Annotated in this window: 13 protein-coding genes; 4 read left to right on the plus strand and 9 right to left on the minus strand. The window is 66.2% G+C overall.

The features are described from left to right. Positions 1–129 precede the first annotated feature (129 nt). From IPV08_RS19565 to IPV08_RS19575, 3 genes are all read left to right on the plus strand, one after another. Positions 130–702, plus strand: coding sequence for a polysaccharide biosynthesis/export family protein (locus tag IPV08_RS19565; RefSeq protein WP_207413133.1), 573 nt, complete (start codon positions 130–132; stop codon positions 700–702). A 383-nt stretch (positions 703–1,085) separates the two neighbouring features. Continuing rightward, on the plus strand, positions 1,086–2,318 hold the full coding sequence (locus IPV08_RS19570; RefSeq protein ID WP_348646161.1) for a glycosyltransferase family 4 protein: 1,233 nt from the start codon (positions 1,086–1,088) through the stop codon (positions 2,316–2,318). Between the two features lie 114 nt (positions 2,319–2,432). Continuing rightward, positions 2,433–3,977 carry an undecaprenyl-phosphate glucose phosphotransferase gene (locus tag IPV08_RS19575; RefSeq protein WP_207413104.1) on the plus strand — a complete coding sequence of 515 codons (1,545 nt, stop codon included), beginning with the start codon at positions 2,433–2,435 and terminating at the stop codon, positions 3,975–3,977. A 144-nt stretch (positions 3,978–4,121) separates the two neighbouring features. Here the strand turns inward: IPV08_RS19575 and IPV08_RS19580 are convergent, their stop codons facing one another. The 9 genes from IPV08_RS19580 to IPV08_RS19620 all read right to left on the minus strand — a co-directional run bounded on the left by IPV08_RS19580 (position 4,122) and on the right by IPV08_RS19620 (position 13,101). After that, positions 4,122–4,544 carry a hypothetical protein gene (locus IPV08_RS19580; protein WP_244478121.1) on the minus strand — a complete coding sequence of 141 codons (423 nt, stop codon included), beginning with the start codon at positions 4,542–4,544 and terminating at the stop codon, positions 4,122–4,124. Between the two features lie 211 nt (positions 4,545–4,755). Next, a complete protein-coding gene (locus IPV08_RS19585; protein WP_207413105.1) occupies positions 4,756–7,206 on the minus strand; it encodes a TonB-dependent receptor in 2,451 nt (816 codons plus the stop codon). A 478-nt stretch (positions 7,207–7,684) separates the two neighbouring features. Continuing rightward, positions 7,685–8,311: a hypothetical protein gene (locus tag IPV08_RS19590; protein ID WP_207413106.1), complete on the minus strand. Its 627-nt coding sequence runs from the start codon at positions 8,309–8,311 to the stop codon at positions 7,685–7,687. Further along, a complete protein-coding gene (locus IPV08_RS19595; protein WP_207413107.1) occupies positions 8,308–9,201 on the minus strand; it encodes an ABC transporter permease in 894 nt (297 codons plus the stop codon). The genes IPV08_RS19590 and IPV08_RS19595 overlap by 4 nt, the downstream gene beginning before the upstream one ends. Next, positions 9,198–9,953, minus strand: a complete 756-nt coding sequence (locus IPV08_RS19600; RefSeq protein WP_056424352.1) for an ABC transporter ATP-binding protein — start codon at positions 9,951–9,953, stop codon at positions 9,198–9,200. Before IPV08_RS19600 ends, IPV08_RS19595 begins: the two co-directional genes overlap by 4 nt. Beyond that, entirely contained in the window at positions 9,950–10,192 is a 243-nt protein-coding gene (locus IPV08_RS19605; protein ID WP_056424355.1) for a hypothetical protein, read from the minus strand. Before IPV08_RS19605 ends, IPV08_RS19600 begins: the two co-directional genes overlap by 4 nt. A 14-nt stretch (positions 10,193–10,206) precedes the next feature. Continuing rightward, the gene (locus IPV08_RS19610) at positions 10,207–10,641 is read right to left on the minus strand and encodes a hypothetical protein (protein WP_207413108.1); all 435 of its coding nucleotides are present in this window, start codon (positions 10,639–10,641) and stop codon (positions 10,207–10,209) included. A gap of 92 nt (positions 10,642–10,733) precedes the next feature. Then, on the minus strand, positions 10,734–11,720 hold the full coding sequence (locus tag IPV08_RS19615; RefSeq protein WP_207413109.1) for a YVTN family beta-propeller repeat protein: 987 nt from the start codon (positions 11,718–11,720) through the stop codon (positions 10,734–10,736). A 154-nt stretch (positions 11,721–11,874) separates the two neighbouring features. Then, positions 11,875–13,101 carry an ABC transporter substrate-binding protein gene (locus IPV08_RS19620; protein ID WP_207413110.1) on the minus strand — a complete coding sequence of 409 codons (1,227 nt, stop codon included), beginning with the start codon at positions 13,099–13,101 and terminating at the stop codon, positions 11,875–11,877. 266 nt (positions 13,102–13,367) lie between these two features. On the opposite strand from IPV08_RS19620, the gene IPV08_RS19625 reads away from it, so the two are divergent. Then, positions 13,368–13,916, plus strand: coding sequence for a DUF3280 domain-containing protein (locus IPV08_RS19625; protein ID WP_207413111.1), 549 nt, complete (start codon positions 13,368–13,370; stop codon positions 13,914–13,916). Positions 13,917–13,949 lie beyond the last annotated feature (33 nt).

Below are 13,949 nucleotides of genomic sequence, written 5' to 3' on the forward strand. Positions count from 1 at the left end.
AGAACTCGTTAAGATTGATCGTCGGTTAAGATCGGCCACAACGCATCGCATTCCCTCCGCGATATCAGTTTTTGTTAACCATATGATCCTACAAATAGAGGCAGAAACTTGCTCTTAGCGGCTTGGATGATGAACCGGCGCTCCCTTCTCCTCGCTCTCACCTCCACTCTGGCACTGGGCGGATGCCTGCGTCCCGACTTCCGGACCGCGCAGCTCGACGCCACCGCCACCGGATCGATCGGCGGGCGCTATACGCTCGCCACCGGCGACCGGCTGCGCGTCATCGTCTTCGGCCAGGACAACCTGTCCAACATCTATGCGATCGACGGATCCGGCGGCATCGCCATGCCGCTCATCGGTCTCGTGAAGGTGGGAGGGCAATCGACGGCCCAGGCCGCCCGGACCATCGAGGCCAAGCTCGCGGCGGGCTTCGTGCGCGAGCCGCATGTCACCGTCGAGGTGGATGCCTATCGGCCGTTCTACATCCTCGGCGAGGTCACGACCTCGGGGCAATATCCCTACGTCAACGGCATGGCCGTCGAGACGGCGGTGGCGATCGCGGCGGGCTTCGGACCGCGGGCGGCCCGCGACTACGCCGTCCTCACCCGCGAGGGACCAAGCGGTCTCGTCTCGGGCATCGTCCCGATGACTTATCTGGTGAGGCCCGGCGACACGATCGTCATCAAGGAGCGCTTCTTCTGAGGACGTCTCGTCTTCGATACGTCGTCGATCGACGAAGGCCCTGATCCATCGGATCCGGGCCTTCGTCGTTTCTTGCCCGGTCAGACTATGTCGAGATAATTCATGCTCGCAGCGCTGGCGGCATTGTTGATCGGTGCTCCTATAGCCCCGGCGGGCTTCTCCACGCCTAGGCGAGTGCAGGGCTTCGGCGACGGCGAGGATACGGGATCGACGACGGTGCGTTAGGGGCTGCCTAACCGAACGGGAGGTTTCAGGGCGTTCGCCGGCCCAAATCGAGGCCCAGGCGGATGGCCCTTAACGATCGCACCATCTCTGGGGACCAGTGTCCGTCGACATCGTACCGCCATTCGGCTGGAATGGTCGTCGCGTGGAGCTTGTCCGTCGTGAGTGCGTCCGCCTCCGTTCTGTCCGTCGGCCCCGCCAGCAGCGCGGGCGAGGCCGTCCATCGCATCCTGCACGTGTTCCGTGCGCCGGTGGGAGGGCTGTTCCGCCACGTCTGCGACCTGATCAGGATCCAGTCCGCCGCCGGGCACGAGATCGGGCTCGTCTGCGATGCGTCCACCGGCGGCGAGCGAGCGGTCCAGGCTCTGAACGAGCTCCTGCCCCATCTCGCGCTCGGCATCGTCCGGGTTCCCATGCGGCGCAACCCGCATCTTTCGGACATCGTGGTGGTCCGGGCGGTTGCGAGGCGGGCCGCGGAGATCCGCGCCACGATCCTGCACGGACATGGCGCCAAGGGTGGCGCCTATGCGCGCATCGCCCGCCTGCCAGCGGGCGTAGCCTCGCCGATCAGGGCCTATACCCCCCATGGCGGCAGCTACAATTACAAGCCCGGCACGCTGCGCCACCGCCTGTATATGGGGGTCGAGCGCCTGCTGGCGACGCGGACCGACGTGTTCCTGTTCGAGAGCGAATATGTCGCCGGTCGGCATGGCCGCTTCGTGGGGAGCAGACCCCATACCGTGCGGATCGTCCATAACGGCATCGACGAGGTGGAGTTCGCACCGGTCCTGCACCGGGCGGACGCCTACGACCTCCTCTATATCGGCGAGTTGCGCGAGGCGAAGGGCATCCCGGTCCTGCTCGACACCCTGGTGGCGCTCCGCGCCGAGGGGCGCCCCACCCGCCTGCTGATGGTCGGTTCCGGCCCGGATGAAGACCAGCTCGTGGAGAGGGCCCGGAAGCTCGGCCTATCGGGCGCGGTGGCGTTCGAGCCGCCCCAGCCGATCCGGATCGCCCTGACGAAGGGACGGATCATGGTAGTCCCGTCGCTCGCCGAATCCCTGCCCTACGTGGTGCTGGAAGCCGCCGCCGCGCAGCAGCCCCTCGTCTCCACCAATGTCGGCGGCATCCCGGAAATCTTCGGAACGGCGGCAACGGATCTCGTCAGACCCGGAGATCCCGTTGCCCTCAAGAACGCCATTGTCCGCCTGCTCGACGAAGACACCGCCGAGGGCGCCGCCCGAGCCCGAGCTCTCAGTGACTCGGTGCGGGCCCGCTTCTCCATGCGGCGGATGGGGGCGGATGTCCTGTCGGGCTACGCCGCCGCCCTGCAGCGTCGAGATAAATCGATGCACGAAGCATCGCTGCCTGTGATGAAGGAACCGCTACAGTGACGCTGACTTGCTCTTCGCCATGCTTTGGCGGCCAGAACCTCGTTAAACGTTCCGTGATGTCGGTCTGGCATCCTCTTCCATCGCATCGGCGGAAAGCTTGAACGAGAGCAAACGATGAGCGCCTTCGACGTTCGCGACCTTCTGAAGGCGGCGGGGCAACCCAGCCAGCCCAAAGCGGGAGATGCGTCCCAGTATGGCCCTGCCCCGTCGACCATTCCCCCCGCCGAAATCGGGGCGCCGCGCGATCATGGCGGCGTGCTGTCTCCCGTCGTGCTCTCGGGCAGCGTTCGGCTGGCGGATCTGCTCCTCATCGCCCTCTTCGGCTTTGCCGTGCATCGCGTTCAGATCGGCGGCACGGTCGGCCTGGGGTGGAGCTATTCCACGGCGATCCTGGCCGTGGCCGTGCTGGCGGTCGCGTCGTTCCAGATCTTCGGCAGTTACCGGATCGCCGCCTTCCGGACCTTCTTCAAACCGGCCCTGCGCCTGACCGCCGCCTGGTCGCTGACCTTCCTCGTCGTCGCCACGGCGATGGTCTTCGCCAAGGTCGCGGACCATTATTCCCGGATCTGGCTCGCCACGTTCTACGGCCTGGGGCTCGTCCTGCTCCTCGCAGGACGCTTCGCCCTCCTCCGCTTCGTCACGGCGCGCATGCTGCGCGGGCAGTTCGACAGGCGCACGGCCATCGTCGGTGGCGGCCCGCTGGCGGAAGAGCTCATCCGCTCCCTCGAGGCGGAAACCGAATCCGGCATCCGCATCGTCGGCGTCTTCGACGATCGGGGGGACAACCGGTCCTCCTCGGTCGTCGCCGGCTACCCGAAGCTCGGCACGGTGAGCGACCTCGTGGATTACGCGCGCTCGACCCGCCTCGACCTCGTGATCTTCACGCTTCCGATCGCGGCCGAGGATCGGCTGCTCCAGATGTTGGCCAAGCTCTGGGTGCTGCCCATCGACATCCGCCTCTCCGCCAAGGCGACGAAGCTCAAGCTGCGCCCGAGGGCCTATTCCTATCTTGGCTCCGTCCCGGTCCTCGACGTGTTCGATAAGCCGATGGCCGATTGGGACATCGTCACCAAGGCCATCTTCGATCGCGTCGTCGGCGCAGCCATGCTGGTCGTGCTGGCGCCGGTCATGCTCGGTCTGGCGATCGCCGTCCGCGTCACCTCGCCGGGTCCGATCCTGTTCCGGCAGAAGCGTCTCGGCTTCAACAACGAGACGATCGAGGTCTACAAGTTCAGGTCGATGTATGCCGACCAGTCCGATTTCACCGCGTCGAAGCAGGTGACGCGCGGCGACCCTCGGGTCACGCCCCTCGGCCGCTTCATCCGCAGGACGTCGCTGGACGAGCTGCCGCAGCTGTTCAACGTCCTGAAGGGGGAATTGTCCCTGGTCGGGCCGCGCCCCCATGCGGTTCAGGCCACGACCAGCACCACCCTCTACGACCAGGTGGTCGATGGGTATTTCGCCCGCCACAAGGTCAAGCCCGGCATCACCGGCTGGGCCCAGATCAACGGCTGGCGCGGCGAGACCGACACGGACGAGAAGATCCAGCGCCGCGTCGACCACGATCTCTACTACATCGAGAATTGGTCCATCCTGTTCGACGTGCAGATCATGCTAGCGACGCCTCTGTCCCTCGTCACCACCAAGAACGCCTATTGAACCCAGCCTCACCGCCCCTGACACATAGGTCAGGGGCAGTGAGGTCCGATGTGGGACCCAACCACGAAAGAGGCCGCCCCTCGCATCGCGAAGGGCGGCCTCTTTCCGTTCTTGCGCCGAAAGCCGGCGTGATCGGGCCTTTTGCTACGGCAGCGAGCCTGCCGCCTTCTTGGCCTCGGTCATCGTGTTCTCGCAGCCCTTGGCATCGCCAGCCGCTTCCTGCTTGCGCGCCTGCTCGATCAGGTGACGGGCGTGGTCGATGCTCTTGGCATTGGGAGTGGTCGAGGCGTCGGTGGGCTTTCCGCCGGGAGGCGCGTCGAGGCCCATCGACGGGTTGGTGGCGACCTTGCCGTCGGCCGAGGCGGTGCCGGTGACCGACACGGCGCCGGAACTGTTGAGGCGACGCTCGATCGTGGCGATCTGGTCGGAACAGGCCGAGGCGAAGGCCGGACCCGCAATGGCGGTGAAGACGAGGGCGGGCGCGAGGATGCGGATCAGCGGCGAGGCCGTAGTCGGCGAATGCGCCTTGGTCGAGGACGTCCTGGTCTCGCTGGGGGCCTTGGTCATGCGATGCTTTCCGATGATGTCGAACATGGCACGCCAACGCTCGAATCACCCCGCATGTTGCTGCGACATCGTCGAGCCGGGGCCGATCATCCCCTGACGGGACACTCCGCCGCACATGGTGACCGAACGTGGCGACCGAATGTGGCGACCGACAAAAAAGGCCACCGCTCCGTCTCCGGAGCGGTGGCCCAACGTAGGGGCTCGAGGGCGCCTACCAGAAGATGCGCATTCCGCCATAGGCCGCGATCGGCGCGCCGGGTGCCAGGCTTCGGTTGGAGCTGGCATTGGGCAGGGCCAGGATCGGAACCTCGCCGACCGGCGAGAAGGTGCCGAAGGTCGCGTAATTCGCGTTCAGCGCGTTCTCGACATAGCCGTAGACCTCCAGATTCTCGCTCACCCGGTAGCTCGTGTTGAACCCGATGACCGCGTAGTTGCCGGTGGTCTTGTTGAGGTTCGATTCGTCGCCGACGAGGAACTTGCCGGTGGCGACGCGGGCGAGCACGCCGACCTTCCATTCCGGCGTGACCATGTACTGGACACCGATCTTGACCTGATGCGGCGCGACGCCGGGAAGCTTGTCGCCGCGTCTCACGAAGATCTGGTTGGCTTCCGAATTGTCCGGCTGGGCCGGGTTCGGGGTGGCGAACGGGTTGCCGCCGGAGGCCAGGGTCAGCGGCGACTGGAAGGTCGCGTCGACGAAGGCGTAATCGACGAAGGCGTTCCAGACCGGGGTGGTGATGGCGAGACTCGCCTCGACGCCCTGGCGGCGGGTGGAACCGACATTCTGGAAATAGGCGCGGCCGATGGTGATGTCGGACGGCACGAAGGTGATGTCATCCTCGTTGCGGGCGCGGAAGACGCCGGCCTTCCAGCTCAGCACCCCGAGCTCGATCGGCGAGGGCAGCTTGCCGCGGAAACCCGCCTCGACCGTGCGCGAGATGACCTGCTTCAGCGGCGGATCGCCGACGAAGAAGTTGGTGAGCGAGCACGGGGCGAGAGGATCGGCGCAGGAGAGCTCGGCCGGGGTGGGCGCGCGGTTCGCCTCGACATACCCGCCATAGACGGTGAGGAAGTCGGGCACGATCTTGTAGCTCGCGCCGATGCCAGGGTTGAACCGCTGGAAGTAGTGGTTGCCGTTCAGCGCCGTGCCGAGCTGATCTTCCAGCACGATCTTGGCCATGTTGAAGCGGCCCTGCAGCGTCAGGGTCAGGCGGTCGGTCAGGTCGGTGTTGTTCGACAGGAAGATGCCGCCGTAATCGTTGCTCGACTTCACGCTCACCGGGGTGATCGAGTTGTCGTCGCTGCGCACGACAACGCCGGGCCCGTAGAAGCCGCGGTCGAAGGTCAGGCCGCCAACGGCATTGTCGGCGGTGAAGGCCGTGCGGCCGCCATCGTACGAACCGCCGAGGACGAAGCGGTTGGGCAGGCCGAACAGCGTCTCACGCACGGTGGTCTGGACCGAAACACCGAAATTCTCGGTGTTGGTCCGGGTCGAGTTGAGGAAGGCGTAGGGGCCGCCCTCGTCGAACCGCTCGGCGAAGGCCGGAAGCCGGGCGAAGTTCGCCGTCCGGATGCTGCTCGCCTGGACGCGGCGGTTCAACCGGTCGCGCAGGAAGAACTGCTCCTCGTTGGCGCCTTCCGAGCAGAGGAAGCGCTCGTTCTCCTCGCAGCGCTCCACCTCGGCGGCGTCGCCATTGGCCGTGTTCTGCTCGAACCGGCCGTAATAGGCGTTGCCGGAAAGGGTGACCGTGGGCGAGATGTCGTAGTTGCCCGAGATCCCGATCCGCCCGAAGGCGTTCAGCGTCTTGTCGGGATAGGTGAAGACCTCGTTGCGCCGGAAATCGAGCAGGTCGACCGGCAGGGTTCCGTTACCGGTCAGGCTGTTGACCGCGCCCATGAAGTTGAGGTGGAACTCACCCTTCTCCGCCTGCACGCCGAGATCGCCGTAGAACTGGCGCAGGCGCGAGGGCGAGTGCTTGCGCCATCCGTTCTCCGAGAGCGCGGTCCCGGCGATGTAGAGGCCGACATTGTCCGAGCGCTGTCCGTGCTGGAACGAGCCGCCGAAGCGCCCGAACGAGCCGCCCGAGAGGTTCAATTCGGTGCCCTGATAGGTGAAGCCGTTCTTGAGCTGCACGCTCAGGGCGCCGCCGAGGGCGTTGAGGCCGTAGGCCGGGTTCGAGCCTTCGAGCTCGATGCGGTCGACGGCGATGTCGGGGATGAGGTCCCACTGCACGGTGTCGCCGAACGAGGTGTTGAAGCGGTTGCCGTTCACGTAGACGGCGACGCCCTGCGGGCTTCCGCCCAGCGGCGAGGCTTCGAAGCCGCGATAGGTGATGGTCGGCTGGAAGGGATTGCCCTGCGCGTTGTTGATGCTGATCGAGCCGATCCGCTCGTCGAGGGCGCGCAGCACACTCGGAGTGCCGACCCGGTTCACGTCAGCAGACGTCAGGACGCTGGTATTCTGGGGAAGCTTGTCACGCTCCTGGCCGAGCAGGACGCCCTGGGCGCTGCGCACGCTCGCCGATGGCGTGGTGGCGACGACATCGAGCTCCTGCAGCGTCACGGCCTGCTGGCCGCCGACGATCGTGCCCTGCGCGTAGGCGACGCCCGGCAGCAGCGCTACCGAAACGAGGAGGCTGCTCCGCAGCGTCCGCTTCTTCATGTCCCAAGACCCTTCGGTTTCCACAGCGTGGCCGGTTTTCCCGGCTCGTTGATCAATGTTGCGGAGCGTATCGGGCTTGGACAATCCGGTGACGAGGGGTTTCACCGATTCTCATAAGGGTCTTACGGAGATGGTGTCTTCGCGTGACCTCTGCGCAACATAATTCACCTGAGAATTCAGAGGCTTCGGGACCAATAGGAACGACAAACGGGATCATTCGGCAATCTACGGTGCCGGAATGTTTTCGGTGAATTCTTGGATTGAGCAGGCCCCTCGAACGTGGCGGTCTCACGTCATGCCGGACGAATCGAACGCGGTGAGTGGGACCCGCCCGGCCGCATGGATCGAAGACCGGGCCTGCGTGAGCGTGGCCCATGGGTCGGGCTCACGGAGAACTTCGTAGGAGACAAGAAAATGGCCCGCCGGGATTCGACGGGCCTGACGAGGATGCGGGTTTGCGGGCGTCGAGACCGTCGGGTCAGAGGCGGGCCTGGATCTTGCGGGCGACCTCGCCGAGCCGCTGCTCCAGCAGGGTCGGCACTTCGCAGACATAGTTCAAGGATTGGCTGCGCTCCTGGAAGATGCGCCGATCCCAGGCGAATTTCGTCTCCAGTTCCGAGGCCTCCTTGGGCATCTCGCGGGCGTCGTTGGCGCTCGGGCCGTCCTTCACCGCGCTGATCTGGTCGGCCTCCTGGCGGATGCGCTCGGCCATGCGCCGCTGTCCCTGGGCATAGCGCGCGATGCCGCCGATGACCCGGCTGCGCTCGTTGTTGACGACCTCGAACACGCCGGCGAAGACCCGCGTCAGGCGCTTGGCCTTCTCGTCACCGGCCTTGGCGACGAACTCGTCGAGCAGCGGATCGACCTCGCTCAGCTCGGTGCGGCGCGAGGCGATCTTCTGGGCGAGCGAGGCCGCCTCGTAATCGTCGCCCCACGGGCCGGCGGCCTCCAGATCCGGCCCCGTCCAGACGGTGCCGGGACTCAGGGTCGAGACCTTGCGCTGGACACAGGGCCAGTCCGGGTCCGCCTTGGGCTGGGCGAGGGCCGGCCCACAGAGGAGAGCGCCGGCCGCCATGGCCAGCACGAATGTCCGCGAAAAAATCATGAATTGTCTCCGGCCGGTCCGCCGCGCCGGGCCATGATGCCGCGACCTGGATCGTAGGCGATGACGGCGAGGGTGAAGAAGGCGATGGTCGTGCCCAGGACGACGGCGCAGGCCACGGGTTCGAACTGCCCGTAGAGGGCGAAGCGCACGAGCTGGACGGCATGGGTGAAGGGATTGGCCATGCAGATCAGGTAGAGCGTCTCGCTCGACTCGCGGATGCGCCAGAGCGGGTAGAGAGCCGATGAAGCAAAGAACATCGGGAAGATCACGAAGTTCATCACGCTGGCGAAATTCTCGAGCTGCTTGACCATCGAGGACAGAAGCAGGCCGATGGCGCCGAGCATCAACCCCGAAGCGATGAAGGCCGGCAGCGCCGCCACGTAACCGATGGCCGGGATGTCGAGCTCCCAGAACCAGGCGATGGCGAGGAAGGCGTAGGCCTGGACCACCGAGACGGTGACGCCGGCGATCAGCTTGGCCAGCAGCAGCAGCCAGCGCGGATACGGGCTCGTCAGCAGCACCTTCATCGAGCCGACCTCGCGGTCGTAGACCATCGAGAGCGAGGATTGCATGCCGTTGAAGAGCTGGATCATCACGGCCAGCCCCGGCACCACGTAGACCTCGTAGAGGACGTAGGTCTGGTAGGGCGGCTCGATCGAGACCCCGAGCGTGTTGCGGAAGCCCGCCGCGAAGATGAACAGCCAGACCAACGGCCGCACGAGGGCGGAGAAGAACCGCTCCTTCTGGTTGAAGAACCGCAGAAGCTCGCGACGGACGATGCCGCCCAAGCAAATCAGGTAGCCGACCGCGTCGAGGCGGCCGAGATGGGGCACCGGTTTTTCGGTGACGTTCGCAGCCGTCGAAACGGTGGTGGCGACGGTCTTCGTCATGCGGCCTGCCTCGGCGGTTCGGCGACGAGGCGCCGGAAGGCGGCTTCCAAAGTCTCGTCGCCTTCAGCGATGGACGCGGCCGTCCCCCGCGCGACGATGCGGCCCTTGTGAAGGACGACCGCGTCGTCGGCCGCGTCGATCTCCTCGAAGATATGGGTCGCCCAGAGGACCGAAAGCCCCTCCTCCCGCACCAGGGCACGGACGATGGCGACGATGTCGGCCCGCGATTCGAGATCGAGCCCCACGGTGGGCTCGTCGAGGAGGAGGAGTTTCGGCTCATGCACTAGGGAGCGGGCGATTTCGATGCGTCGCGACTGGCCGCCGGAGAGGGTGCGCACCTTGTCGTCGCGCCGGTCGCTCAGGCCCACGCGAGCGAGCAGCGCAGCGATGCGGGCCTTCGCGGCCCGGCGCGCGATGCCATGCAGGCTGGCATGGTAGAGGAGGTTCTGTTCGACGGTGAGGTCGGTATCGAGGGTCCGGGCCTGGAACACCACGCCGAGGCGGGCGAGCGCCCGGGACGGCTCGCGGTCGAGGCCGTGGCCAAAGATCGAGACCCGCCCATCCTGGTTGGCGTAGAGCCGGGTGATCACCGAGAACAGGGTGGTCTTGCCGGCGCCGTTGGGGCCGAGCAGGGCCATGAACCGGCCCCGCTCCACCCGGATCGAGACGTCGGACAGGGCTGCGCGCGCGCCGAAGCGATGGCTCACGCCGGCCACATCGAGGGCCGCACTCTCCCCTGCCCCGTCGCTCACGGCTTCATCGCCCGCTTGGCGTCACCGACGGCATCGAGGCATTCGTCGAACTCGCCCTCGCCCTGCTCGCGCTCGGCCACGCGGAGCGCCTTCTTGAGCTTCGGCGCGGCGGTCTCGGACGGCCCCTTGGCGAGGGCGTCCTTGATCATGGCGATGCCCTCGGCACAGGCGGCCTTGTCGTCGGCGAGCGCCGGGCCGGCGGCGAGGAGGAGGGCGAAGGTCGGGATGAGGAGACGCATGCGGAGGCCCTGCCTTACTTGACGATGAATTTGCCGGTCATGCCCTTGGATTCGAGTCCATGGATCGACCAGGGATATTCGCCCGGCTTGATCGTGACGAACTCGATGGCGATCTCGCCCGGATCGTCGAATTCGAGGTGGTCCGGCGGGCCGCTGCCGTGGATCTCGAGATGCTGGATCACGATCTGGTTGAACCAGATGTTGCGGAAGAACTCGGTGGCGTAGAACTTATATTCCTGCCGGCCCTTGGCGACGATGCGCAGGCGATAGGCCTTGCCGGATTCGAGTTCGATCTCCCGGTTCTCGACCACGAAATCGTTGCCCTCTTCATTGCCGAGGACGAGATCCGGCAGGGTGGAGCGCTTCTTCGTGAGATCGAGGGCCGAGGCCGGCCCGGTGGCGAGCAGGGCCGCCAGGGCGAGGGTGATCGTCCGCATCGTCCTCGTCATGTGATCGTCCTCCCGTTGGCCGCCTTGAGGCGGTCCGTCCTTCGGCATATCCGCGCGTCCCTCCTCCCCCTTGTGGGGAGGGGAAGTGCACCTCAATTCGGCGACACCGTCACCCCCCAGGGCAGCAATCCCACCGGGATGCTCTTGATCACCTTGTCCGCCTCCACATCCACCACCGAGACGTCGTTGGAGGAGCCGTTGGTGGAGAACAGAAACTTCTGGTCCGGGGTGAAGGCGAGCTGCCAGACCCGCTGTCCCACGGGCAGGTACTTCTGAACCTCGTAGGTCTTGGCGTCGATCACCGCGATGCGGTTGGCGGGGCCGAGCGCTGCGAAGGCCTTGGTCCCGTCCTTGGTGATGCGGATACCCACGGGCTGGATCGCCTCGTCGTTCACGCCCGGGATCTTGAAGGTGATCTTCTTGATGACCCGCCGCGCGGCGACGTCGATGATGCTGATCGTGCCGCCGACCTCGGCCGAGACCCAGAGGAACTTCCCGTCCGAGGTGAATTCGGCGAAGCGCGGCCGCGCATCCACCAGCACGTTATCGATCACCTGGAACGTGGTGGTGTCGATGAAATGCGCCATGTTGGTGGTCTCGGAGGTGTTCACCAGGATCTTGCCGTCCGGCGACAGACCCATTCCCTCCGGCTCCACACCGACGGGCACCTCGGCCAGGACCTTGTTCTTCTCGATGTCGATGACCGTGACCTGGCTGTCATCCTCGTTGGCGACGTAGAGCGGGTTGCCGCCGGGGCCGAGGATGAACTGCTCCGGATCGGGTCCGGAGCGGAGCGAGCGCACCACCTTGCCGGTGGCGGTGTCGAGCACGTCGATGCGGTCGTCGTCGCTGGCGCAGACGAACAGCTCCTTGCCGTCCTTGCTCGTCGTCACCCCGCGCGGGCGCCGACCGACCTTCCAGGTTCCGGTCACGGCCATCGTCGCCGTGTCGATGACGCTGACGGTGTTGCCCTTCTCGTTGGTCACGTAGACCGTGTAGGCCTGCGCGGTGGCGGTCAGAGCCATCGTCGCACCGACGAGGGCGGCCACACACACGCCTGCCTTGAAGCCGAGGCTCATTCCGTCTTCTCCCTGGGCATCGCTTCTTTGCGCGATTGACAGTGATTATAGTGCAGTTTGTCCTGACGGGGAGCGCATGCCTGCACGCGGAACGCAAGCGCGTTGCCGCAGGACGGGCGCGAAAATTCGCAGATCCCCGAACATTCGCGGACCGTCAGAATTGACACGCCGTCTCGGGAAGGTCGACACCGAGGGTATCGAGTGGCGTGCGCTGATGGGTGAACCCCTGTTCGGGCGCCACGGTCACCATGGCCTTGGGCTGCACCACGATGATCGGCTGGCGCAGCTGATGGTCCCAGGGACGGTAGGTCAGCGAGACGCCCTTGTAGGCGGGCAGGCTGAAGGCCGGGTCGGCGAAGTAGGGTGCGAGCACGGCCGGATCGGCGGTCTTCTTCTGCGTCGCCGCCTCCCCCACCGAGCGCACGGCCGCCCAGACCTGGTAATCGAGGGGCCGCATCAGCCGGCCGGCGAGACGCCGGAAGCGGTTCTGCGCCTGCGCCGCCCCCCAGGTCTCCAGAGTCGGGTGCCAGGTGGCCGCGATGAGCCCCTGCGTTCCCGCGACCGGCCGGGGGTCCACCGTGCGGAAAGGGACGTAGTCGCCCCAATCATTGGCCTCGTCGGCGACGATGGCGAGGTCGTAATCGACGCCTCGGGTGAAGACCATCGCCTCGGAGCGGGTCGGCGTGTCGCCCCGCGCCTTGGCGAGAGGGCCGAAGGTCCAGGGCTTCTCGGCGGTGATCTTCAGGGAGAACTTCTTGGCCGAGGCCCGGAACGCGTCGGCATAGAGCTTGTCGTTGTCGTTGGGGCCGACAATTAGGAACATCTTGCGCCAGCGCATCAGCGTGAAGAATTGCGCCAGCGCGTCGGTCTGCATCGCCCGGCTGGGGATCACGTGGAAGACGTTTTTGCGGCACTCGGCGCCGCGCAGGCGGTCGTCGGGCGCGGCGGTGTTGAACACGGTCACGCCCTCCCCTTTGACCGCGTCGGCGACCGCCAGAACCTCGTCGGCCGGCAGCGCCAGGACGAGATAACGGATCCCCTTGCCCACGAGATCGCGGGCGGCGTCGACGGCGCTTTTCCCTTCCGCGAGGGCGACCTCGTCGAGTGCGTAGGTCTGCTTGGTGAAGCGGCCGGTCGTGTTGTTGTCCTTCACCGCCATGCGGGCGCCGGCGACGCCCTCATCCTCCGGCGCGGCCTCGGCATCGTAAGAGGACGGCGCGATCTCGGGCCGGTAGATCAGGCCGATATGGGTGTCACCCGGAGCGGCCTCCGCCGCCTGCGCGGAGGCCGCCGGTTCCTGCGCCACCGCGAGGGACGCCGTGCCGCCGAGGCTGAGCGTGAGGACGAGGGCGGCGGATCGGGAGAGGAGCGATGCGTTCATACGGTCGGCACGCTAACAACATTGCGCGGATACGCTCAATCGCGGAAGCATAAGGAAACCCTAAGGCGCGGCGGAGCGTCGCTTGCGCGCCGATGAGCGCGAATACACGCGAGATCGCTCGGAGCGGGCGAGCCGATTTGCACGACTTGTCAAATCCGGTCACTGCTCGACTTTCAAGGCACGGGCGCGGTGTCCGCCGCAGGCCGCATCGATCGTGACACAGGTTCGCCATGTCCCCATTCGTCAGGTCTCGTCGCGCCAAGCCCATGGTTTCATTGCCACTCCCCAGCCTCGGACACGCGGTGGCGCGGGCCGCCGTGCTCGCGATTCTGGCGGGTCCGGTATTGGTGGAACCGGCCCTCGCCGCCCCCGACAAGGCGGCGATCTTCGGGATCGAACTCAACGATCCGGGTGTGGTCGGCGGCCGCAAGGCGCGGCCCGACGAGGCTAGACGCCTCGCCCTGGTCACGGAGGAGCTCCGCAAGGCGCTCACCGCCGGCAATGCGGTGGAGGTCGTGGACGTGGCGCCCCAGGCCGCCGAGATCGCCAAGCAGGCTCCCCTCTTCAAATGCGAGGGCTGCGCCGCCACCATCGCCAAGAGCCTCGGGGCCGATCTTGCCGTCAATGGTTTCGTGGAGAAGGGCTCCAACCAGATCTTCAATCTCTACGTCGTCATCTCGGACGTCGCTTCCGGCAAGGTCGTGCGGGCTGGACAGGTGGTGATCCGGGCCGATACCGACGACACATGGGCCCATGCCATGCGATGGGTGGTCAAGAACCGTCTCCTGGCCGAACCCTTGCCCAACCGATCCTGAGTCTCCCGTTGCCCCATCATTCCGTGTCGAAGC

It is taken from the genome of Methylobacterium sp. SD274 (genome assembly GCF_017355285.1).
GTDB lineage: Bacteria > Pseudomonadota > Alphaproteobacteria > Rhizobiales > Beijerinckiaceae > Methylobacterium.

What these genes read in the sequence shown, in the direction of transcription:
- IPV08_RS19565 (WP_207413133.1), top strand. Translation starts at nt 130, where the DNA reads ATGAACCGGCGCTCCCTTCTCCTCGCTCTCACCTCCACTCTGGCACTG.
- IPV08_RS19615 (WP_207413109.1), bottom strand. Translation starts at nt 11,720, where the DNA reads ATGAGCCTCGGCTTCAAGGCAGGCGTGTGTGTGGCCGCCCTCGTCGGT.
- IPV08_RS19590 (WP_207413106.1), bottom strand. Translation starts at nt 8,311, where the DNA reads ATGATTTTTTCGCGGACATTCGTGCTGGCCATGGCGGCCGGCGCTCTC.
- IPV08_RS19585 (WP_207413105.1), bottom strand. Translation starts at nt 7,206, where the DNA reads ATGAAGAAGCGGACGCTGCGGAGCAGCCTCCTCGTTTCGGTAGCGCTG.
- IPV08_RS19625 (WP_207413111.1), top strand. Translation starts at nt 13,368, where the DNA reads ATGGTTTCATTGCCACTCCCCAGCCTCGGACACGCGGTGGCGCGGGCC.
- IPV08_RS19580 (WP_244478121.1), bottom strand. Translation starts at nt 4,544, where the DNA reads ATGACCAAGGCCCCCAGCGAGACCAGGACGTCCTCGACCAAGGCGCAT.
- IPV08_RS19610 (WP_207413108.1), bottom strand. Translation starts at nt 10,641, where the DNA reads ATGACGAGGACGATGCGGACGATCACCCTCGCCCTGGCGGCCCTGCTC.
- IPV08_RS19595 (WP_207413107.1), bottom strand. Translation starts at nt 9,201, where the DNA reads ATGACGAAGACCGTCGCCACCACCGTTTCGACGGCTGCGAACGTCACC.
- IPV08_RS19605 (WP_056424355.1), bottom strand. Translation starts at nt 10,192, where the DNA reads ATGCGTCTCCTCATCCCGACCTTCGCCCTCCTCCTCGCCGCCGGCCCG.
- IPV08_RS19620 (WP_207413110.1), bottom strand. Translation starts at nt 13,101, where the DNA reads ATGAACGCATCGCTCCTCTCCCGATCCGCCGCCCTCGTCCTCACGCTC.
- IPV08_RS19575 (WP_207413104.1), top strand. Translation starts at nt 2,433, where the DNA reads ATGAGCGCCTTCGACGTTCGCGACCTTCTGAAGGCGGCGGGGCAACCC.